17 protein-coding genes and 4 pseudogenes are annotated in these 21,611 nt (G+C 60.2%); 5 read left to right on the top strand and 16 right to left on the bottom strand.

What is annotated here, in order from left to right; all coding sequences use genetic code 11:
- Positions 1 to 18: 18 nt before the first annotated feature.
- Both AUC68_RS04995 and AUC68_RS04990 read right to left on the bottom strand, forming a co-directional pair.
- Positions 19 to 1,054: pseudogene (locus tag AUC68_RS04995) on the bottom strand (HAD family hydrolase).
- Positions 1,055 to 1,109: 55 nt separating this feature from the next.
- Positions 1,110 to 2,825 carry a sulfatase-like hydrolase/transferase gene (locus AUC68_RS04990; RefSeq protein ID WP_193407074.1) on the bottom strand — a complete coding sequence of 572 codons (1,716 nt, stop codon included), beginning with the start codon at positions 2,823 to 2,825 and terminating at the stop codon, positions 1,110 to 1,112.
- Between the two features lie 156 nt (positions 2,826 to 2,981).
- On the opposite strand from AUC68_RS04990, the gene AUC68_RS04985 reads away from it, so the two are divergent.
- A complete protein-coding gene (locus AUC68_RS04985) occupies positions 2,982 to 3,998 on the top strand; it encodes an AraC family transcriptional regulator (RefSeq protein WP_069436637.1) in 1,017 nt (338 codons plus the stop codon).
- A gap of 124 nt (positions 3,999 to 4,122) precedes the next feature.
- Here AUC68_RS04985 and AUC68_RS04980 read toward each other — a convergent pair whose 3' ends face one another.
- The 8 genes and pseudogenes from AUC68_RS04980 to AUC68_RS04950 form a co-directional block, all read right to left on the bottom strand.
- Positions 4,123 to 5,508 (bottom strand): DUF1254 domain-containing protein, encoded by a 1,386-nt coding sequence (locus AUC68_RS04980; RefSeq protein WP_244500399.1) that lies wholly within the window; start codon positions 5,506 to 5,508, stop codon positions 4,123 to 4,125.
- Positions 5,509 to 5,564: 56 nt separating this feature from the next.
- Positions 5,565 to 6,320: a DUF1214 domain-containing protein gene (locus tag AUC68_RS17555; protein WP_244500398.1), complete on the bottom strand. Its 756-nt coding sequence runs from the start codon at positions 6,318 to 6,320 to the stop codon at positions 5,565 to 5,567.
- On the bottom strand, positions 6,317 to 7,000 hold the full coding sequence (locus AUC68_RS17550; protein ID WP_244500397.1) for a DUF1254 domain-containing protein: 684 nt from the start codon (positions 6,998 to 7,000) through the stop codon (positions 6,317 to 6,319). Before AUC68_RS17550 ends, AUC68_RS17555 begins: the two co-directional genes overlap by 4 nt.
- Before the next feature lie 145 nt (positions 7,001 to 7,145).
- Entirely contained in the window at positions 7,146 to 7,952 is an 807-nt protein-coding gene (locus AUC68_RS04970; protein WP_069436639.1) for a hypothetical protein, read from the bottom strand.
- An 82-nt stretch (positions 7,953 to 8,034) separates the two neighbouring features.
- Positions 8,035 to 9,639 (bottom strand): annotated as a pseudogene (locus AUC68_RS18600) (DUF1254 domain-containing protein).
- Between the two features lie 122 nt (positions 9,640 to 9,761).
- Complete coding sequence (locus AUC68_RS04960) at positions 9,762 to 10,013, bottom strand: hypothetical protein (protein ID WP_069436635.1); 252 nt, start codon at positions 10,011 to 10,013, stop codon at positions 9,762 to 9,764.
- Positions 10,014 to 10,059: 46 nt separating this feature from the next.
- Positions 10,060 to 10,329 carry a hypothetical protein gene (locus AUC68_RS04955; RefSeq protein WP_069436634.1) on the bottom strand — a complete coding sequence of 90 codons (270 nt, stop codon included), beginning with the start codon at positions 10,327 to 10,329 and terminating at the stop codon, positions 10,060 to 10,062.
- A 64-nt stretch (positions 10,330 to 10,393) separates the two neighbouring features.
- On the bottom strand, positions 10,394 to 11,035 hold the full coding sequence (locus AUC68_RS04950) for a hypothetical protein (RefSeq protein WP_204376963.1): 642 nt from the start codon (positions 11,033 to 11,035) through the stop codon (positions 10,394 to 10,396).
- Here AUC68_RS04950 and AUC68_RS18595 point away from each other — a divergent pair.
- Positions 11,012 to 11,356, top strand: a pseudogene (locus AUC68_RS18595) (AraC family transcriptional regulator ligand-binding domain-containing protein); the annotation flags it as partial. The gene AUC68_RS04950 and the pseudogene AUC68_RS18595 sit on opposite strands and share 24 nt — an antisense overlap.
- 194 nt (positions 11,357 to 11,550) lie before the next feature.
- Complete coding sequence (locus AUC68_RS15605; protein ID WP_083240430.1) at positions 11,551 to 11,976, top strand: helix-turn-helix transcriptional regulator; 426 nt, start codon at positions 11,551 to 11,553, stop codon at positions 11,974 to 11,976.
- 108 nt (positions 11,977 to 12,084) lie between these two features.
- Here the strand turns inward: AUC68_RS15605 and AUC68_RS04940 are convergent, their stop codons facing one another.
- The 4 genes and pseudogenes from AUC68_RS04940 to AUC68_RS04930 all read right to left on the bottom strand — a co-directional run bounded on the left by AUC68_RS04940 (position 12,085) and on the right by AUC68_RS04930 (position 17,359).
- The gene (locus tag AUC68_RS04940) at positions 12,085 to 13,737 is read right to left on the bottom strand and encodes a hypothetical protein (protein WP_141701098.1); all 1,653 of its coding nucleotides are present in this window, start codon (positions 13,735 to 13,737) and stop codon (positions 12,085 to 12,087) included.
- Positions 13,737 to 15,179, bottom strand: a complete 1,443-nt coding sequence (locus AUC68_RS16310; RefSeq protein ID WP_069436631.1) for a hypothetical protein — start codon at positions 15,177 to 15,179, stop codon at positions 13,737 to 13,739. Before AUC68_RS16310 ends, AUC68_RS04940 begins: the two co-directional genes overlap by 1 nt.
- Positions 15,176 to 16,635: pseudogene (locus AUC68_RS15600) on the bottom strand (DUF1254 domain-containing protein). The gene AUC68_RS16310 and the pseudogene AUC68_RS15600 overlap by 4 nt, the downstream one beginning before the upstream one ends.
- 133 nt (positions 16,636 to 16,768) lie before the next feature.
- Positions 16,769 to 17,359: a hypothetical protein gene (locus AUC68_RS04930; protein ID WP_141701096.1), complete on the bottom strand. Its 591-nt coding sequence runs from the start codon at positions 17,357 to 17,359 to the stop codon at positions 16,769 to 16,771.
- A gap of 505 nt (positions 17,360 to 17,864) precedes the next feature.
- Between AUC68_RS04930 and AUC68_RS04925 the strand changes: the two genes are divergently transcribed.
- Positions 17,865 to 18,533, top strand: a complete 669-nt coding sequence (locus tag AUC68_RS04925) for a helix-turn-helix domain-containing protein (protein ID WP_069436629.1) — start codon at positions 17,865 to 17,867, stop codon at positions 18,531 to 18,533.
- A 140-nt stretch (positions 18,534 to 18,673) separates the two neighbouring features.
- Here the strand turns inward: AUC68_RS04925 and AUC68_RS04920 are convergent, their stop codons facing one another.
- Together AUC68_RS04920 and AUC68_RS04915 are read right to left on the bottom strand one after the other, a co-directional pair.
- Entirely contained in the window at positions 18,674 to 19,354 is a 681-nt protein-coding gene (locus AUC68_RS04920) for an ion channel (RefSeq protein WP_069436628.1), read from the bottom strand.
- A gap of 34 nt (positions 19,355 to 19,388) precedes the next feature.
- Positions 19,389 to 19,955 carry a hypothetical protein gene (locus AUC68_RS04915; protein ID WP_141701095.1) on the bottom strand — a complete coding sequence of 189 codons (567 nt, stop codon included), beginning with the start codon at positions 19,953 to 19,955 and terminating at the stop codon, positions 19,389 to 19,391.
- Between the two features lie 429 nt (positions 19,956 to 20,384).
- Here AUC68_RS04915 and AUC68_RS16685 point away from each other — a divergent pair, with 429 nt between their 5' ends.
- Positions 20,385 to 21,593 carry a lipase family protein gene (locus AUC68_RS16685; RefSeq protein ID WP_069436626.1) on the top strand — a complete coding sequence of 403 codons (1,209 nt, stop codon included), beginning with the start codon at positions 20,385 to 20,387 and terminating at the stop codon, positions 21,591 to 21,593.
- Positions 21,594 to 21,611: the final 18 nt, after the last annotated feature.

Here is a 21,611-nt window from a genome sequence, read left to right as displayed (position 1 = left end):
AAAGTTGAAAGTTGGCTACTACTCTTCCCAGGCGAAGATGCGCTTCCAGTCGTTCTTCATGCTGATGACGATCCAGCCGCTTCCCTTAGCACTATCCATCAGTGCCTGGTTGAACGTCCCGACCTTGGTGTCCGGCAAGCCGTCGACCGGACCGTAGGCGACTTCCCTCTTGGCATCGTCGTGCAGGACCAGGAAACCGCGCCGCGCGCTCGTCGCCGGCGGTGGTCCATTGCAGCATCTCCTTGTCGCCGTCCGAATTGCCGAAGGCGATCTGCGGTCGCTTGCCGATGAAGAGGTTGATGCCGACGGCCTTGCCGTCGAAATCGTCGTTGAAGAACAGCTTGGGGTCGCGCATCAGAACCGGCTTGCCGTCCACCATTTCGTATTTGGTGACGATGCTTGATCCGATCACTTGCTCGGTCGGGATACCATAGACGGGCTTCGAGTACACGCGCACGAAATCCTGCCCGCCTCCCGTCACGATATAGGTGCGAAACCCGCTGGCGCGCAGATAGTCCATCACCTCGATCATTGGCTGGTACACGAGCTCAGTCACCGGCCGCTTGAAGATCGGATTCTTGGACTTCGGCAGCCAGTCGGCGACGATCTTGGCGAAATCCGTGCTGGTCATGCCGGCATGGGTGACGGCGACGATCTCGAACCAGTCCTTCTCTGTGAACTTCGCCATTGCTTCGTGGTCGCCGTCGAGCACGGTCTTGAACGGCTCGGTGTCTTTCCACTCCGGATGCTCGGGCGCCAGCTCGGCAAGCCGGTCCAGCGCGAACAGCGCCTGGCCGTAAAGCGGGTGCGACACCCAGGTGGTGCCGTCCTGATCGAACACCGCGGTGCGGTCGGCAGGCACCACGTAGTCCCTGCCGCCTTCTGTCGTCGTCTTGGACACGAGATCGAGAATGGCGGCCTTAGCCGCGCCCTCGTTCCACGACGGCAGGGGATCGTCGGCCTCGGCAAGAGCGGAGAGGGACAGAAAGGGCGTAAGCAGAAGCGCGACGGCGCCCACACGGACCAAACGCTTCATCCGGAACGCAACCATCATGCGTCTCCTTCTGGTGAACGAACCTGGCCGCCCATCCCAAAGCCCATGAAGGGGTCTACTCGCCCGCGTGGCTCGACGTCTTCATTTCCTTCACCTGCTGCACGACCTGATCCAGGTTGTAGCTGGCCGGGTTCTGCAGCGGCGGAAACTTGACGTAGGTCTCAAGATGCTTGAGCCATAGCGCTTGGCCGATGGGCAGCATGTTCCAGTCATACTGGTAGGCCGTCACCGGTCCGGCGAGCGCGCCCCCCACACCCATGAGCGTCTTCTCGTGAGCGCCAATGGACGTCTCGAACGGATCGCGTTTGATGTTGACGACCTGGGTCCAGTGGTAGGGCAAGGCGCCGGCGACGAAGCCGCTCGGGCTTTGCGACACCATCGCGAAGTACATTTTCCAGTTTTTGTACCGCACCGCCGACGGGACCTTGCCGGACCAGTACAGAAAATGATCGCGGGCCGACTTGGCCGACTTGCCGGTCAGGTAGTCGATCTGGTTGACGCCGTCGAGCGTGGTCTTGTCGATGCCGGGATATTCGCCCTTTTCGATTTGCGCCTTCAAATCGTTGCCTTTGGGGCCTCCGGCAATCTCAACAAACGTCGGCAGCCAATCGAGCGAGGCGAAGGTGTCGTTCATTACCGTGCCCGGCTTGATCTGGCCCGGCCAGCGCACCACGGCCGGAGCACGCATACCGCCTTCCCAGGTCGTCAGCTTGCCGCCTTGGAACGGCGTGTTGCCGCCATCGGGGAAGGTGATGGTCTCGGCACCGTTGTCGGTGGTGAACACGACGATGGTGTTGTCAAGCTCACCCATGTCCTCAAGCTTCTTGAGGACGTAGCCGATATTGTCGTCCATCTGCTTCATGCCGGCTTCGTTGACGCCCCAATCCTTGCCGCCGGGTTCGCCTACCATGGCGTAGTACTTGTCCGACAGCACGGTGGTGATGTGCATGCGGGCCGGGTTGTACCAGACAAAGAACGGCTTACCGGTCTTCTCCGGATCGTTGCGGTCGAGAAAGTCGATGACTTGGGCAGAAATCTCCTCGGACACGGTCTTCGAGCGCTCCAAGGTGAGCGGCCCTTCGTCCTTGCAGGTCTGGCTCTTCCCAGTCCCGTCCGAGGATGTGCAATGGAGCACCGGCCGGGGCGGCGTCATGCAAATCCCGTCTTTCGGATCGATGGCACCGGGCACCGGATCGAGACCTGGGACAGGCGTGTTCTTACATGGTGGCGCCACCGCCTGCTCGGTCGGCGTCTTGTTAATGTCGGGGAAGCTTACCCCTTGCATGGCGTCGAGGTGATAGAGGTAGCCCCAGAATTCCTGGAAGCCGTGGGCCGTCGGCAGCGAGTCTGCGTGGTCTCCAAGATGGTTCTTGCCGAATTCACCGGTCGTGTAGCCGAGGTCGAGCAGAAACTTGGCCAGCGCCGGCGTACCGGGTTGCAGGTAGGACGGTGCGCCGGGGATCTCCGGTAGGGTCATGCCGGCGCGTACCGGCTGCATGCCGGTGAAAAAGGCCGTGCGGCCCGCCGTGCAGCTCTGCTCGGCGTAGTAGTCCGTAAACATCGCGCCTTCTCGGCCGATGCGGTCTATATTCGGGGTCTCGCCGACCATGAGCCCGCGGTGATAGATGCTTGGCTGCATCCAGCCGATATCGTCACCCATGATGAACAGGATGTTGGGTTTCTTGTCTTGAGCTGTTGCCGGGGTGACCGTTCCCGCAATGGCCAGGGCAACACCGATGCCCGCCGCACGCCACACAGAGATCTTCCGCATTACTTCTTCGTCCTTCCAAGGATGTCGCCTGAGCCTCTGCGGATCATACGGCGCGAGTGCGATAATTCAGCGACGACAACCCACAACTAATGATAGCCTTCGATCCTGTCTGGCGCTTGATATTTGGTGACAAAGGTACCTCAACACCGTGTTTCGATGACCACCGCGTCCTTCACTATCGCCCGGGGACTCGGTCCTCTTCCGCGCCTTCTTGAAGCAGAGAGAGGAGCGACGGCGGTTGCCCGCGTCTTCCGCGCGGAAGACCTGCCGATTGAGCTCGCCGAGGAGCAAAACCGGAAACTTCCCCTTCGAAGCCTGATGGCGTTGATCGAGCGCGGTGCCCGAGAGGTGGGAGACGACCTGTTCGGAATCGCGTTGGGAAGCGCTATGCGCCCGGAGGATTTCGGCCCGTTCGTGAAGTACATGCTGGCTGCCGGCGACGTGCGAAGCCTATTGGCGCGGTCGATCCGGGCCATTGCCTACCACCAGTCCGGCACCGCATTCAGCATCAAGATGTCGGACGACTTGGTATGGTGGGGGTATCGCGTCATCGAACCGATCGGAATCGGGCGACGGCATCACACCGATCATATTTTGAAGCCGATGCTCAACGGACTGCGGCGTTACCTCGGTGCCTCGTGGGTCCCGTCACGGATAGAGGTCGAATACGCCAGACCGAGACGGTGGCGCGACCTCGAGACCGCCTTTGGAGCGCCGGTCTTCTTCAACATGCCCTCGAACGCGGTGGTATTCGAGGCGAGCCTTTTGGGCCGCGCGGCAATTCGCCCGATTCAAGTCAGCCAAGTGGTGACCCTCAGCGACTTGCGGCAGCTCGTAGACGAACGCCCCCCACGGAACCAGGTCGAAGCCGTTCGCGAGGTCATCCGGCTGCGGCTCTTGGACTCGGATGTCGCTCTCGACGGTGCGGCGAGAGTATTGGGAGTCGGTCCACGCACATTGCAGCGTCAACTTGCCCAAGAAAACCATACCTACCGAGATCTAGTTGAGCAGACGCGAATGGAACGCGCGCGCGCCCTCCTGCGCGAGTCCGCTGAGCCGGTCACCGCGATTGCCCTTTCTCTGGGCTACAGCGAAATAGCGAGTTTCTCGCGGGCATTTCAGCGATGTACGGGGTTTGCGCCGAGCCGCTACCGCTGCCGATCTGGCCCTTAGAAGCAAGATATAGGCGTCGGCTTTTGGCACGGATCAGACCCTGCTGCTGCGCCCGCTGAGATCGGGTTTGACCCATAGCGGACGTAAGAGGGGCGCCAAAGTGGGCACCCCTCGTTTGATTTTGCTAGTCCGCCTTCGTTACGGGTGGCGGGGACCACTTCCCCGTCAGTGCAGCGGACCTCGGTGCGTAGAGGCGCATGGTCAGGTTGAACGGGCCCTTGGGCGCCGGCAGCCAATTCGTTTCCTTGTCCTGCCCGGGGCTCTCGTTCTGGAAGTACAGATCGAGCGAGCCGTCGTCGTTGTACTTGAACGGCATCCAGTTCGAGACGGCGAAGCGGTTGAGCGCATTGGCCACCTGGAAGCCCTTCGGATCGTACAGCGTAATAGACCAGAAGGCGTCTACCGGTGGAATCTCGTCCTTTTCGAAGTGAATCGTGTAGTTGTTCGTGCCGTCGAGGGGCTTACCCTCCTTGTCGCCGATATTCAGCGGGTAGACCGCATCCTCCGGCACGTTGGCCCCGAGCCCCTGCTGGGTGATGATGGAACGCTTGAGATAATAGTTGCCGTAGACGCCCATCGTGTCGGTGTTCATCGACCAATAGTTCACGACTTCGGCCAGCCTCGGCAGCTTCCACGCCATCAGCTCTTGACCAGCCTTCGGCGCCTGCTCCACCGCCGCCTTGACGACCGGATCAGCCCTTTCGAAGTCGAAGCTCTTGCCGGGCTCGATGCCAAGCTGCGCCATACGCGCGATAATCGGCTGGTCGGTGAAGTGCGGCGGGTGCAGCTTCAGAAGCTCGGCCGCATAGGTGAAGAATTTCTCGCCCGACATGTTGTCCACCTGCTCCTTGGGCGGCGTCTTCATCTCGACGTCGGGATCGATCTTCGTCGGCTCCGGCTTCCAGTCGGCGTTGTCCTTCTGAGACAGGGGCCGCAGCGTGATGGCGTCTTGGATCTTGTTGACAGCCGCGTAGTCGTCCGGGCCGTCCGTCTTGATGCGGCCGATGATCCAGATATAGGGCGTCGACGCTTTCAACTCGGTCATGCCGTCCGGAGCCGTGCCCGTCCAGCCTGGCGGGGTGACGAGGAAGGTCTGCGCCTCCGTACCCGTGGTGCGCCAGCCGGGAGACGCAAAGACGTCGGTCCACATATCCAGCATTGGCAGCAGGTAGTAGCGCCCATCCGTACTCGGCATCGACACAACCATCGGCTCCTTGGTCAGGTCGAGCCAGGCGGCCGAATACAGGGTGTCGAAGTTCGGCCGCACCACGGTCGTCATGTCGGCCGTGGGGTAGGTCGGTACGTTGGCGAATGCATTCATCGGTGCCGAGAAGGTCCCGACCTTGTCCACATTGGTGAACTGAAGCCGCGTCAGGTCCATCGTCACGAGAGAGTAGAGATAGACGTAGGCGTCGGTCGCGATGGCATTGGCTTCGTCCTGTGTGATCGCCTTTGCCGGTGTCGCGGCCACGACCACCGCCATGGCACCGGGCAGAACGACGTTTCGCATTCGCCGGAATGCGCTTCCAATAGCTAACATGTCAGTGTTCTCCGTGAACGGTTGAATTACTCGGCTTTCTCGACGGCTGGAGGCGTCCAGCTTCCGTCCAGAATCGATGGGTCCGACTCCTGCGGCCAGTACATCCGCAACATCGGGATGAAGGCGCCCTTGGGCGCGGGCAGCCAATTGGCTTCCTTGTCCTTCCCCGGGCTCTCCTGCTGGAAGTAGAGCGTGAGCGAACCGTCGTCATTGTATTCGAGGTCGTTGCGCGGGCTAACCGTGAATTTGTTCAGCTTGTTGGGTGTGAACCACCAGCCGTTATCGATCTCATACATGGTGATCGACCAGAAGCCCTTGACCGGCGGGGTCTGCTCCTTGGCGAAGGTGAGGGTGTACTTATTGGCTCCGCTGAGCGTTTCGCCTTTGCTGTCGACCTCGGTGTAGGGATAGACCGCATCCTTTTCGCGGTTCGCAGGCCAGCCGAAGGCCGCCACCACGGCACGCTTCAAATAGTTCGTACCGTATTCGCCCAGGCCCTTCGTGATGACCCAACCGTTGACCTTTTTGCCCGTGATGTCTCGATTGGCCTCGATCTTGTCCAAGGCCTCTTTTGGTAACGCTTCGAGCGCATCCTGAACGTCTTTATCGAGAGCACCGAGGTCAAAGGGCTTGCACGGCTCGATGCCGATCTCGGCCATCTTGGCGACAATGGGAGCGTCCTGTTCCGCCGCGGGAGCGGTTTTGCACATCAGGTCGGCTAGCATGTCGAAATAGCCCCTGGTCCCCATGTCGAGGATGACCTGCTGCGGCTTCTCCGTCATCGAGAAGCCCGGGTCCTTGTCGCTTCCGGGGCCTTGGGCGTGTAGTCCGTTCCCCAGGCCGAAAGCGGCGTCACCTTGAGCTTGGCCTGGATTGCGTTGACGATCTTGTAGTCCTTCTCCGTGCCGTCGGCGTAGATGCGGCCGAGCATCACCATGTACCGGGTATTCATCGGGATGTGTTTCATCCCCTCTGGCACCGTGCCCTTCCAACCCGGTCCGGTGAACAGGTAGTTTTCCGCCTTGCCGCCAACGGTGCGGGTGCTGGGGGAATTGGCGTTGTCGGTCATCCAAAGATCTACGACCTCGAAAATGTAGTAGCGGTCGCCCATCTCGGGATAGCTGAACACTTGCGGTTCGGCCAGGTCGAGCCAGCTAATGGAGTAGAGCGTATCCGCGTTTGGCGCCGAAACACCGCGGTAGTCCGCCGGAGGATATTTCGGCACATTGATGAATTCGCCCAGCGGGGCGTGCAGACCCTCTACTTTCGGAACGTTACTCATCTGCACGCGCGTCACCTCGGTGGTGATCAGCGAGTAGCCGTAGATGTAGGCATCCATGGCGATCGCCTTCGCCTCGTCGGACGTGAGGGCTTTCGCCGGCGAAGCCAGCATCACCGCCGCAACGCATGCGGGCAGCAATGCGATTTGAGTTCTTTGCAACGCGGCTTCAACCTCAAACATGGGTAGTTCTCCTTTCAGAGATGGTCTTGCATTCTCATCAAAGCCCGGCATTCAGCAGACGTTTAACGCCCGTTTACGTTCTTGAGTTCGCAATTTCTTTGGATCGCATACGGTACTTACATCCAGCACTACGACGTTTTCGCGCTCAATTGGGAAAGAGGAAGATGAGGCTGGCCTGCAGCCCCCAGTTTGGATAGTCGTCCGGCACGATAGGGGCGTATGCCCCCCCGACCTGAAATTGGACCGACTGATCGCCGAGTTTGCCAACCGACTGGTAGGTGAGATTGAGCGGCACGGTCCATTCGTCGGAGTTCCAGTTATACGACGTCTGCGATGTCAGTGTGACGGACTGTCCTGAGCCCCAACCGTAGGTCACCCAGGGCTGCGTGAAGGTCTGATCGACGTACCCAGCGCCGGTCGTGGTGAGGCTGCGGGTCGCGGCGCCAGCGGGTGCGTCATCGAACGTCCAGAGGTGATTGGCCAGCGCACCGACAGTCCAGGGCCCTTTCTGAACGAGCGCAACGGCTGTGGGGCCGGCGCCCCACTCGCTGGTGCCTAGGTCTGAGTTCGTGGCCGTTGGCAAGTTCACGATCGAGCCGATTCCCCAGACCAAACCGTCGGCGCCCGATTTCTGCGGAGACAGAAAGGCGCTGAACTGCGTATCGCCCAGTCCGCCAAAGTCGCCTGTCGGAATGCCGCTTGCATACGCCACCGGCAGGATCGTACGTGTGATGAGATTCCAGTCTTTGTTGAGGTGAATCGGAATAATCGGTTGAATCGTCAGCACGGAACCAGTCGCGTCACCGTCGGGCCCGCCATTCAATAGAAGGTCGTACTGAAACGGCACGACTGTGAGATCGGCGATCGGATTGGCCAGTTGCTGTGCTAAGGCCGCATTGTCGTCCTTCGCGCAAGCAGCGCCGCCCGGCAACGCGAGTGCTGCAAACTGCATTGCCGAGGCCAAGAGCGCGAGGCAGGTCCCCGCGCTCCGGCCGTCCGGACAGCTTGCAATCATGGGATCGTGTTTTTGGCCGTCACTCATTGACCATCTCGATCTCGCTCGGCCGCCAGCTCTTGTCGAAGAAGGACGGGAGCGGGCTGTAGAGGCGAAGGATCGTGAACCAGCCGCTTTTTGGGTCGGTCTGTATCCAGTTGCCGCGCGCTACGCCCTCGGGCTGTTCCGGGCCGAAATAGACCGTCGTGGAGCCGTTCTCCGCCGCCTCGGCCGCCGGGGTGGGATAGCTCTGGCTGCCGGCTCGGGGGAACTTCTGCGGCGTTTGCAGCATCGAGCGGGTCTGGCTGTCGTAGAGCGTAAGCGACCAAAAGGCCTTAGCCGGGATATCCTTGGGCAGGGCGACCTTGTATGTCTTTGCGCCATCGAAGACTTTGCCGTTCGCATCGCGGAAGCCAATCAGGTACTGCGAGCCTACGCCCGGAAGCCGCATGATCATGGCCGGGCTGTCAAGCGTGTACGCGTAGTAAAAGGCCGTGCGGCTATCGAGCGTACGAGCGCCGGTCGGAGGCAGCGGCTTGAACCTGCCGTCCTCGAACAGCGGTGGCGGCGTTTCGAACAGCGCGCCGCCCTGCCATAGCATCACGCCCCACTGCGAGCCCTCGTAATAAGCCCACTCGGGGTGTTTCGCCGCGTACTGCCATTGAAGCGCGCGGCCGAAGGCCTGGCCTGCCCGCGCCGCGTCGGAGAGGATCTTCTTCATCCGCTCGTCGGGCTCGAACTTTTTCCCGTGCACGATGCCGATGGCGGCAAGTTGCCCGGCGAGCTCGACGTCATAGCTGGTCGCCGGCTCGTTCTGGATGTTCTCGTTGATCATCTCGAAGAAGCCGTAGTCGCTCGGCGGAATGGTATTGAACGACTTACCGCTTACGTCGATGAACTTCATGTCCGGTATCTTGGGCTCGCCGGCGAGCCGGACCGTGCCCTTGAGCGCCTCGGCGATCGGCGTGCCGAAGCTACCCGGCTTGTAAGGTAGATCTTGAGGTTCTGTTTGATGTTGTCGACCGCGGGCTTAGGGTCGTTGCCGTTTTCGATGAGGCCCGCATGGCGTAGAGCACCGTGTTGGTCCGCGCGTGAGCGACGAAATAGCCACCCTCGGGGAGCGGGCCGTCATAGTCCGGGCCGACGATCAGGTATTTGCCGCCAAGACGCGGTCGGGTCCCGGCTTGCCGACGTCGGTGACCCACTGGAACCACATGTCGTTGATCGCGCCGAGCCCATCAGTGGGCTGGTCGATCACCATTGGCCCGTCCGAAAGGTCGATCCAGCCGAGATAATAGACAGTGTCGGCGTTGGCGGTCAGGAAGAGCGAGTTGGCGTCCATCAGGCTCTCGAAGATGATGATGTCGCCGCTGCCGGCGCCGACGCTCTCGAAGCCCTTTTTCAGACCAAGCGCCGAGGCACCGCGAAAGCTGTTGTTGTAGACGTTCAGCGCTCGGGTGAAGTCGATGGTGTCGTAAATGCTCTTTGCTGTGGCTTCGGACGGAACGCCATCGCTGAACTCGAACGTACCGACCCGGGTATCGAGTTTGTCCGGGGTCGAAAGCGAGTCCAAAGTCTCTTGGGAAACCTGCGCGGCGACGGGGCTGATTGCGGTGATGGTTGCGGCGATGCTCGCCACAAGCATGGGACGAACGGGGCACATGACGTTTCTCCTTGGACCTTTTGTGGGTCTCGCCCATGTGAGCCTAGAACGTAAAACGGCGCGGGGGCAGCCGCCTCCGCGCCAAATGTAACCGCCGAGTGTGACTAATAGAGGTCGCGGTCGGCGTCTTCCGACGTTCCAATCGCGTCCGTTTCCTCATCGGTTGGCGTTGTGGTTTCCTTGAAGGTCTCTTTCAACTTGTCCATGAAGGTCTCCTCCTTGGGAGCCTCTTCCGCTGAGTCTGCGGCCGTGGCGCTGTCACCGGCGGCCTCGTCCTGAGCGTGAACCGGTGTCGGAGCCAATCCTAACCCGACCAGCAGAAAACCGGTGCAAAGCCCTGCAAGTAACTTTGTCATCTGAGCTTGCCCTCAAGAATGTGCTTTCAATGCTACGGCTTTGCGGCTAGAGGCCGTGTGCCTTGGCGTCCGCTTCCTCAGAAGGCGTCAACTCGCCTGCTTGCTCGAGCGCCTTGATGCAGTCAGGAGACAGCTCATGACCGTGCTGGCGCATGCACAGCGTCAACAGTTCGGAGCCGATGCCGTCTTCGTTGCAATACTTCCGGTAGTCGACGTCGCAGTATTTCTCCTCCGCCGGCGTAGGCTCTGCAGCGAAGGCGGGGACCGAAAGAGCGCCGGCCAGTATGGCGGCAATTGTAAGAATGGCTTTCGTCATGTGTTTCCTCGCTAGAGTCTGAATACAACCTTGAAAGTGTAGCCCCAACCGGGACCAAAAATAACTAGTAAAGAGCGGCGCGCCGGAACGAACGCCGCGCGACGCCCGCATAGGACAGTGGCGTCAAAGGACGGCCGATGATGTCGATGAAGACCGCGATCTCGGCGCCTTCAGCCGGCATCTCGCCTTCGATCACCTTGACCGTGTAGGTCAGGGTGTCATTGTCGAGGATCGGGTCCTTGAGCTCGACGACTGTCTGTTTCGTCATCTTGCCATCAATAATGGAGATGTCGGCGTTCGGCGGATCGGACTTGAAGCTGTCCTCTCCCTCGCTCCAGAACGGGATGAAGCGCGTCGTCTTCATGTTGCCGGCAGTGCGCTCGGGGCGGTCGGTGAAGAACAGTGTCACGGGGCTGACATTCTCCAGGGTCAGCTTGTTCGTGTCTGGATCGTATTTCATGCTTTTCGCGCTCTGCACGAACAGGAAATCGGTCTTCTTTTCCTCAGCAGCCTTGGCAACAAAAATGCCAGTGACGAGCGGAGCCAGCGCCAGTGTGGCATTTCCCACACTACGGACTCCAATTGTCATTACGTGGACTCCATTCAGGGTTGAGCGGGCGTGACGGTAAGCAGAGGCTCGGCTACAAGTCTTGCCATCTGGTGCCAAAAAGAGTCGTCGGGAATGCTGCACGAAGGTTTTGCTCACAACCCGCGTACGCTCCTCCACATCGCGCCCTATCTCAGAAGCCGGTCCATCGATCCGATGGAGATTTTCCGGAAGTCCGGCGTCTCACCCTCGATGATGTTGAATGCCGATGGCTGGATTTCGCGGGAGCTGTGCTTCACGCTCGGCAACACGCTGTTCGCCGCGGTTGGCGAGCGTTTTCCAGGCGCGGCCGTCGGAGGCCGGTTCAAACTTCCCGACCTCGGCACCTGGGGCGTGCAGATCACGCGAGCCCGCACCTTGAGAGAGGCCTTTGACATCGCCGTCCGCGGCATCGGCTTGCTCCACCAGGGCACAGATCTCCGTTTCGGTATGAAGGGAAAACAGGCGCTCATCAGTTTCGCCTACCAAGGGCGTTCGAGCATCGAGCCGCAGCAACATATCCTCGGGTCGCTGGCCGTGTTGCGTAGCATCGCCTTGCGCGCGGGTGCCCCGGACGCGTCGGAGCGCAGTTCGCACTACCCTACGAACGGGCGGGTGAGCGGCTGGAGGAGACAATGGGATCCTCCCTCACGTTCGGTGCGGACATCGACGGAATTCTCGTCGACCGCGCCGTACTGGATATTCCGCTGCAAGCGAACGATCGTGTGCCGAGGAACTACGACCCGTTGGAGACCGCCGGAAAACTCGGAACGCTCATCACCGAGCTTCTGCCGTACGGCAGCGTAACCATCGATCACGTGGCCGCCATGTTGCGCATGAGTCGCCGCACCTTGCAGCGCCGGCTGCGCGACTTCGGCTTCGCCTTCGAAGAACTCGTCGACGACGTACGGCGCGTGGAAGCGATCCGCAGGGTCGCCCTCGGAGAACAGTCGGCCATGGAGATCGCCTTCATGCTCGGTTATTCCGAACAGGCGCATTTCACCCGTGCGTTCCGGCGCTGGACCGGTCTGTCGCCGCGCGAATATACAAGGCGAACTTAGGACAGCGACAGTTGGCGGGCTGGCACTAGTTCCAGTGGCGAGGAGCCACGTCCAACACCTAGCGACATCCACTTTTGACACAAAGCAGAAATCGCATTGGTTTACGGGTCACTTCTCTTTTGCCGTCTTCTCCGCCTCCCTAGGCATCGCCTGCAGAATGTAGAAGCCTTTGCCGACCGCGGTTGGGAAATAGACCCGACCGCCGAAGCCCGGCGTGGTGAGCGAATTGACGGTGAGCGGCTCGAAATGGTCGCTCTCGGCGAGGATCTTGCCCGTCGCGGCGTCGCGCCAGGTGAGACTTTCCGTATAGTTCGATTTTTTGACCGCGAGCAAGATCGGCTCGATCTCCAACGGCAGCTTGATGCTGGTCAGGAGCAGCACCCGCTTGTCCGCGGGCCCGATCACCGGCTGGAAGGTGTTGGAGATGTCATCGACCACAAACCGGGTCGCGAGCTTGCCGGTCGCCGGGTCCACCGTGATCCCCGCAACCTTCCGCATCCCCATGTCGGCTGAGTAGATCATGTTGTTCTCGGGGTCCGCGCCGTTCTTCGGGGGCGCGAAGCTGTATTCATGCTCCTTGAGCTCGCCGAAGGGGAAGATAGTGTCGGTGCGGCTGGCGTCGTCGCGATGCACCACGACCACGCTCGACGCCTTCTTGTCGCTGAAGAGCCCGTTGGTCTGGACGGCGATCCAGTCGCCGACCACGGTCGGCGCGGTCAGCGCCTGCTGGCCCGGCGCGAGCGGCTTGATCTGCCAGCTCTCGTCGGTCGACAACTTCTTCGCCGCGGGATCCCAGAAGAACCGGCCGAGCGTCTCCTCCATCCCCATGTAGATCGCGATCTTCTCGCCATAGGGCGCGATGATGTGCGGCGAGGGCGCGGGCTCGGGCAGCTGCAGCCAGTCGAGAATCTCGAGCGTCTTGGGATCGACCGCAACCAGCACCGAGTTGGGCGATTGCATTCCCTCCCGCACGCAGGAGATGATCGCCATCGTGCCTTGGAGCGTGCAACCGATCGGCCGGGTCTGGTCCTTCAGGATCAAGGTGCCGTCAGGCGCGATAGTGAGGTGCTTGAAGTTAACATCTGCGACAGGCGCCGCGCCCGTGGGCAATGACGTGACCTTCTCGATCAGGCCGGTATCCCCATCGAGTCGTGTCACGAAATGAGACCACGCAAACGCAATGTCACCGTCTGGAAGGATGTTGAGGTTGGCATTGGCGATCCAGCGTCCCGACACGTTGGGATTGTCGAGATACGTTCGCCAAATCTGCTTGCCCGTGGTGGCGTCCGCTTTGGCGATATAGGGACCCACCATTCGCCTATCGTCGGGCGTGGGGAATTCACCGCCGACGATGTAAAGCTCTCCGGGTTTGCGGTTATTCATATAGGAGATGCCCGGATAGTCATCGACACTCCGGAACGCAAAGACCGCATTCGGCTCGTCCCACGAGCCGGTGAAGCTCGCACACGGAAAAATGCCTGAGCGTTGCGCGTCCGATATTTCGGCCCCGTTGAGCGAAGAGTAGTAACCGGGTGTGGGAATCCCATTCTGACATTCGAGCTCTAAGGCATAGAGCGTGAGGTCACCGGGAATCGGGCCATTGGCAGCCTGTAGATTGTTCATCGGCCGATCGAGGAGCTTGGCCTTTAGGTCGGCGACGACCTCCTTCGCTACGGTGCCGGCGTCCTCCGCGTTAGCCGGGACGGCGCTCAACACGGAAAGAACGGCACCCGCCGCCAATGTGCGTGCAATTGTATCCATCACTTGTCCTCTGGGGGGGCGGCGGAGCGGTCGCCCGTCCGCGTATCCGACTGTCGAAAAGGTGTCTCGCCTAGTGCTTCGAAGTCTTCCTTGGTCATGTATTGACCTCTGGGGTAGTAGGCGCCCATCACCGCCGCCCCTTCGCCTGGCTTCATGATTTTGGCCGGACTCTCGGCCCAGTCTGAACTCGGCGCCATAATCCGCATCATCAGCATTCCGAATTCAGTGCGGTTCTGGGGCGTATCGAGGCCCTCGCCGCGTGGGCTCCATTCGATCCAGGCGACGCCGTTCTCCGTTGTCGCATTCGAAGGCCGGTCCTCTTTGCGGCTGTAGACGATTGTATAGTTCCCCTCCTCGTCGACGGGGATCTGCATGTCCGAAAGCCCGTCCACGATCTGCCCCGAGGGTGCCGCCTCGCAGCTCACGATCGAGAAGTACTGGGTCTGCGCCTCCGGCATGATCTCAAGCCCGGTCTCAGCGGCTCCGGAATAGGTGTCAGGGAAGCTCGGCATTTTGCCGCGGGTCACGAAGACCGGGCCGAACAGCCGTGACAACTGGACGAAAAGATACTGGGTGTCGGGATCGCCGCCCCCGTCGATCGGCCCCTTGTATGGGAGCTTCGCCTGTTCCTCGGGCGTCATGAACGAGCCGAGGATCGAGTAGCGGATGTTCCAGTACTTGACCCAATTCGGGTCCTTGCGCGCCGGCGCTGTCGCGGGGCTGTGTGTGGGGTCGTTGTCCTTCGAGAGGACGAGCGCCTCCCACTGCGCCGCGGTGAAGGGCTGCGTGAGGCTGGCGTCGTAGGGCTTGCCGATGGCCGCTGCGGCCTCGGCTCCGCTCAGCCGGGTCCCGTCCGCATAGGTTAGCTCGATCTCGGGCAGCCCGTACTTATGCACTGCCGAGGCCCACGGCCCCCAGCCGGCGCCGTCGCTGCCCTGATCCGAAAGATAGATGCGCAGCACCATCTGCAGATCGCCGCCGCTCCGGCCGCCATACATGGTGTTCGCCTCACGGAACTTCGGGTCGTCGGGCGGGTCTTCGGCGAGGATGCTCACGGTATAGTCGCGCGGCTCACCCAAGCGATAATTGCCAGGCACGAACGGGTTCGTCGAGCCGGGATCGGGTGCGATGTCCCAGCCCGCCAGATCCTCGCCGATCGAGACGAAGGTGCCGTGCTCGGCCTTGTAAAGCGCGAGCTTGAAGTAGCGCGCGCGGGGATAGGGGCCCCGCAGGGTGAGCGTCGCGCCCGAGGGCAAGGCGAAACGCGTGAGGAAATAAGTAGACTGCATGTCCGGCCACAGGTTGGGATCCTGGATCGGCTTGGGATATTCCAGGAAGTTCCAGTACGGCCAACCGCGCGGCCCCTGGAAGAACGGATGGCCGCCATAGCGCTGATCGGTACGGATGACCGTCTCGAGCGACTTGTCGCCTAAGCGCCTCACGTCGAGCGCGCGGGCATGGTGACAGGCACGAGCCCCGGCGGCGCCCAGGTCCCGTGCCCGAGTGGGAAGACCGAGGGACCGTTGCCTCCGGCCAGTAGAGTCGCATCACCACGAACATCGGCCCATCAGGTGCCGGCAACCAGTTCGATTCACGCCCCTTGCCCGGCCTGTCGTGCTGGATGTAGAGCGTGAGTGAGCCATCCGGATTACGCTTGAGGTCCGATAGCATCGGCGAGTTGATGAGATAGCGGTTGATCGGATTGTCGATCAACAGCTGTGTGCGCCCGTCGTACATGGTCACCGACCAGAAAGCATTGACCGGCGGCAACTTGCCCGCAGGGAACGTCAGCGTATAGTTGTGCATGCTGCCATCCAGCGGTACACCGTTTATGTCCGTTCGGGTGAAGGGATAGACGGCCTCGGTCTCGCTATTGCCGTAAATGCCAAGCTTCGCGCCGGCTGCGCGCAAGGCCCAGTTTCCATCGAAGAATGCCCGATCGCCTGCCGCGGCGCCAATCTGCCAACCATTGACCTTGGCGCCGACAGTCTCGGCGGTTTCTGCAATCTTTGCTGTCGCCGCCTTGATCCCAGCGGCAAGGGCCTGTTGCTCCTCCTGAGAAAAATTTGCGGAATCGAACGGCTGTCTGAGCCCGATGCCGATCGTTTCAAAACGGCCGCGCAAAGCCTTTTCAGAATCCGGTACCGCGCTGCCCGGCATGAACTGGAGCAAGAAATTCAGATACTCGGGAAAGTCTGGCCCGAACATCGTCTTGCTGGGCACGGGCCAGCTGATCGTAGGCGCCGGCGATGGCGCCGACTGACCCAGATACGCCGAGAGTGGCCTGACGGAATAGCCAGCCTGCACCCTTTCGACATTGGGCATGTCCGAAGGATCAAAGAGTTGCGTCCGAAAGATCGCAAGGCTGAAGTCAGTTTCGCTGCGGAAGACCTTCTTGATGCCGCCCGGCGTCTTCCCCGACCATTTTGGCCCGGCAACCAGGTAGCAGCCTGCTTTGTTGCCCGTCGTGCGACTGCCCATATAGCCATAGTTGAACGTGTACATGTCGGTGAGCTGAACGTCGAGGTACCGCTTGGGGTCAACGGCCGGCAGGCAGATCACCATCGGCTCGACGCGCAGATCCAGTTGAGCGAACGAATAAGGCGTATCGCTGTTGGGTGTCTTGACCGCGGTGTCTTTAGGCGTGTAGACGCGCGCCTCATTGTGGAGCGTATTGAAAGGCGCGATATAGGCGCCCGACTTCCGGTCCACGTTGTAGTCATACAGCACTTGGTAGGCTACGAGCAGCGGGAAGGCATAGACATAGGCTTCTTTAACGATTGCCTCGAACTGTTCGGTCTCGTCCGGTTCACCCGCTGCCAAAGCGGGTGCCGTGACGGTCAACACTGTCGCGATTGCCGCGGCGGCGAATGTCGTCCAATTCCGTCTTTGACTCATAGTCGCTTGCTTCAGGTACTGTTGCCTTGGCGTTGAGGCATCGTCGAACTCCATGCAAAGCCACGCGTTCCGCACGATGAGTCGATGTCGATGGGGGGCACGCAGCACGCGAATCACAGGGCGTGCTTGGAGCTTATTCGCTTGCGGCGGCTCGAACGGCAACCCCAGGCCAACCGGCAACGCCTGGACCCCGCAAACCGACGCCGACCCCGTGGAATCCGAGACCGACGCCGCCGCCAGGCCCAATTCGATCTATGAACAGCGCCGCATGTTCGCCGCCTTTGGGCATCTCGCCCTCGATCAGATTGTAGTCGTAGACTAGGTCCTTTCCATCAACGACGGGATTCAGTAATTCGATGACAACAACGCTGTTTTCCTTTTTGCCCGGTTCGTAAACGGACAGGGTTGCGTTCGGCGGGTCATCGTTGAAATCGTCGGGGGCCTCCGTCCATTCCTTCATGTACGCAGCCATGGGTATGTGACCCGCGACGCGAACCGGCCGGTCGGAGAAGTAGAGCGACTGCTGGTTTACATCGACAAGACGGATCTTCTTGGCCTCAGTATCCGCCTCGATGCGGGGCGATGTCTGAACGAATAACAGCTCGATATCAGCGTTCTCATTTGCCTCGGGGGTCTCGGCCCATCCAGGCGATGAGAGAACCAAGGCTATGGCGACACTACCAATCGAGCAGCAGATTCCATTTACGCACGAACGCAAATTCATTGGTCGACCTCCTGGCATACGCAACTGTGCGGTTGTCCCACAGCTGCTTTGGCAGCTTCAACTGATGCAACAGTTGCAACACAGATCGCAGTGTGTTTTTTTCATTGCGCGCCAAAATCCTAAGGTGCCCACCCTATTTCACGTTGGTACACTCCAGCGAGGCGATGTCGAAATCTGTCCCTCTAATTCGGGCCATGGCGCTGGTACCGGCCGTGCGGTGGCTTCACACGCACGGTCGACCGATCGATCCAATCTTCAGAGACGCAGGACTCAGTACCGACCCGGCGAGCGACCCGCTCAGACCCATCTCCCTATTGAAGGTCGGTAGACTTCTCCGCGCGATTGCCTTGGTGGATGGCCCGGACGCACCATGCCGAATTGTATCCGAGGCAAACAATCTTGAGCTTGCCCTGCTTGGCCGCGCGCCTTGGGCACACGAGCACCGACGGAAGCCTTCCAGAGAGTATCCGCGGCGCTCCCGCTATTCTGCTCCCATGAGCAATTGATGGTGAATCCCCAGTCCGAGAGCCTCGTTCTGCGGCACTTCTATACGACCAACTTTGATCCGGAGACCGCCCATTTGTTGCTGCAATACGCCGTGGCGATGGCGGACAGGATATGTGCCATGACCGGTGCTGGTGCGGGGCGCCTGAAACGTGTGGAACTGGCCCCCCACCCGACGGTGCGGCTTGACCACCTTGAACCATGGTTCGGGCCCGTCCTTGAGCCGGCGCCGGGCACCTCTACACTGATCGAGATCCCGCGAGTGGTGGCGGATCGAGTTTTCCTCTCTGTCGCACGCGACCGTTCGGTGCAGGGACCGCCACCCGGACTAGAACCGCTTCGTGGGGACGGCAGTCTTACTCACTCAGCGATAATTATCCTTCGGTCGATGTTTGAGGATGGTGTACCCACGGTCCGCGACTTGGCTGAGGTTTGCGGCATGAGTGTTCGAAGCTTGCAGCGGTCTCTGTCCGAGGAAGGCACAACGTTTTCAACGTTGCTGGTTAGCGTAAGGAAGGCCTTGGCAGAGCAACGTCTCTCTTCGCCCAAGACGAAAGTTGCGTCGGTCTCGGCAGATCTTGGTTATGCCGGTCAGAGCTCACTGACGCGCGCAATGCGCCGATGGACAGGCCTGCCGCCCAAGCGATTCAAAAAGCAACTGCAGACCTGAGCCTTGGTGGCTTTCCTGCGCGGCACGCACCGCACGACTACGAAGCAGGCATGCCAACTTGCAGGACCCACGTCCGCTTTTTGACCCAAAGCTGACATTCCCGGTTCCTTCCAAATCCCGTCGAGTGATCCGACGCGGTACTAAAAGCGGGGTCTATCCTCAATCTCAAGAGTCACAATCCGCGCCAGCAGTGTCGCTGGGTAGAGTTGACCAATCATGGCCTCAACAAGGACAAGGCTTCGCGCAATAGGATGCAGCGCCGTGATGTCACCAGAGCCAATGCCTGTCAAAGCGCCGAAGCTGAAATAGATCATGACGTCAGCGAGGCTCGTGCTGTCCTTGACGACAAAGCCTGAAAACGCAGTGTCCGAGGCGGCACCGATAAGTGTAAAAAGCGCAGTGAAGGCAAGACCCATCGCGAGATATAGAAGGACCGCACCCATCACACGGTGGTAGGTTACGCGCCCGGGACCGAAAACCGCGCGCCCTACTTCCAGGATAAGCGCCAAACTGACCAAGAGCCACGCGCTAGCGTCGAGATAAACGTCCAACATGGATGGTTGGTAGAGCCGGTGGACGGCCGCGACCGCTGCAAGGAAGATGGCTATCAGCAGAGCACAGATAGCTAACCGCCTGCCGGAAATGATCAGAACGGCCCCAGTGACCACGGCAACGAGCGTGAAGCCTACTTCCTGTATACCCGGAACATGTTCTGCTCGAAGGGGTGCCAGCACAAACATAAGCGTCGCGAGCAATATGGTAAGCAGCGTAAGCAGCGGGTCTTGCCATCGCTCTCGCAGATCTTTCAGCCGCTGTGTCATGATCACTCTCCGAGTGAAGGCTCTTAATAGTACGCTAGGGCGAGCTCGACTCGGTTCTCTTCTGATCTGCGACTTCAAATTCCAGCCGTGTGACGAATAGGGTCTTAAACAGAGCCTTGTCCCCGACAACTTCGCCTAGAGCGCCGTACGCAAAGAGCGGAAGGAAGACCAGAAACATCAGGATAGCAGTCGCAATCATCTCCTCGGTCGTGCCGCCGCCAACCTCTGCGATAGAGGCCTCGATCGTCTTCCCGTGAATGAGGCCAACGCTAGCTTCCTCGATTACAGTGAATCCGGCGGCGAGAATGAGAAAAGAAACCCACTTGTGCAGAATTTGCCAGATGAGCGGTTTTGTTCGGTGCCCTTCAGCAATATGGAGAGCGCGTCCGATCAATACGAACTTCGCGAGGATCAGAGACTTTACCAGTGCAAATCCCCAAGGCAGCCAATGCACGCCTGCCGCCTGCAGAATTGACGACTTGTAGAAACTAAGAGCGCTGAATACCACGAACAGATAAGCACTGATGTAGATGAGTGCCTTGACCTCGCTTACTGCCCTGTCACGCAATGCAGGTTTAGGCGACGATGGAGCACCGTTCATCAATTCCCTCCTACTACCTCGGGCGGCCTCCAAGCCTGCCTATGACCCAGACACGACGTTGGACGAAGCACTGCTGTTACCTCTGTGGAGTGTCTGAAGAGTTTTTGGAAGCCTCGTCCGAATGGACAGAGAACTAGTTGAGAGCGGCGCGTGGGAAAGACCGCCGCGCGGCGCCCGCATAGGACAGCGCCCTCAAAAGGGCGGCCCACAATGTCGATCCAGACCGCTGCCCCCCGCGCACTCGGCCGGCATCTTGGCTTCCCCTCTAGCTGCGCAACCGCGTGACCCAATTGCAGGGGCTCGGCTTAAATTCTTGCCATCTGGTGCCAAAATGAACGCTCACGAATGTCGCAGAGCTATCTCTTGATTGCCGTGAGATGCGTTTTCCGGCAATGACGGGGTTCAGCATATGGCGTGCGAGAGAGCTGAATGGCTTCAACCTTTTGCGTAGAGCTTCCAGGAAAAATAAGAGTCCCCAGAGTGAAAGTCCCTTCTGGTGCAATGCCCGCCACTCTCTTCAGCATATTCGTCCTGTGGAGTGGGGCGGCCGCAGCATTCTATGACATTCGTCCCAATGAGATTCCCGGCAAACCGGGAACACTCATTCGCGTGTGGCCAATTGGTGGGGGCGGCGCCGGCTACGGCCAGGCATTCCGTTTCATTTACCGATCCACGGACCCTCGGGGGAAAGCGATCCCTGTCTCCGGTGCGATCTACATCCCGCCAGGTCCTCCGCCAGCGGGAGGCCGCAACGTTATCGCCTGGGCGCACCCGACCTCCGGCGTTGTCCCCGATTGCGCCCCGTCCCTTTACCCTGAACGGTGGGGCTTAGTCTGGAACATGCCAGAGCTAATGCGTAAGGAGTACATCTTGGTGGCGACGGATTACCCCGGGCTTGGTACCGAGGGTATTCATCCCTATCTCATCGGGGAAAGCGAAGGGCGTGCTGTGCTCGACTCCGTCCGTGCGGCCAGAAATTTTGGGAACAGCGGCGCATCGAACCGCTTTGCCGTATGGGGCCACAGCCAGGGCGGCCATGCTGCTCTGTTTGCCGGGCAGATCGCAAAGCGCTATGCCCCAGAGCTGAAGCTTTACGGAGTCGCTGCGGCAGCTCCCGCAACGAACCTTGTTGAGCTGTTCCGCGACGATGTGAAGACTGAGCAATCCCTTATTGCAATGGCTTTGCTCTCTTGGGCCACGCACGAGAAAGTGTCGCCAGACTCTATAATCGTTGCCTCGAAACGGAAGAGTTTCGATGAGACAGCGCGGGGTTGCTTAACCTCGTTCAAGCAACTCTTCATTCTTTCAAAGGACGACAAGGCACTGAAGTCGGGGAGCTTCCTGACAATCGATCCGTCAACGACGCATCCTTGGTTGGGGATCATGCAGAGAAACACACCCGGCAAGCAGCGCGCGGGCGCACCGGTCTTTATTGCCCAGGGCACCGCTGATAAGACTGTGAATCCACAAACCACGAAGAATTTTGCGAAAGGGTTGTGCGCGGGGGGAGAGACGGTTCTGTTCAACTCACTCCCTGGCGTGACGCACATCTGGGCTGCTCGCAACAGCGCTGCGGCAACACTCAAATGGATGGATGGTCGATTCGCGGGGCGCCCTGCCCCAACGTCCTGCCAGTGAGGCGCAAAGGCGGCAGCC

It is taken from the genome of Methyloceanibacter methanicus, assembly GCF_001723285.1.
Taxonomy (GTDB): Bacteria; Pseudomonadota; Alphaproteobacteria; order Rhizobiales; family Methyloligellaceae; genus Methyloceanibacter; species Methyloceanibacter methanicus.
The sequence above is the reverse complement of the archived record's forward strand: the minus strand, read 5'-3'. Positions and strand labels throughout refer to the sequence as shown.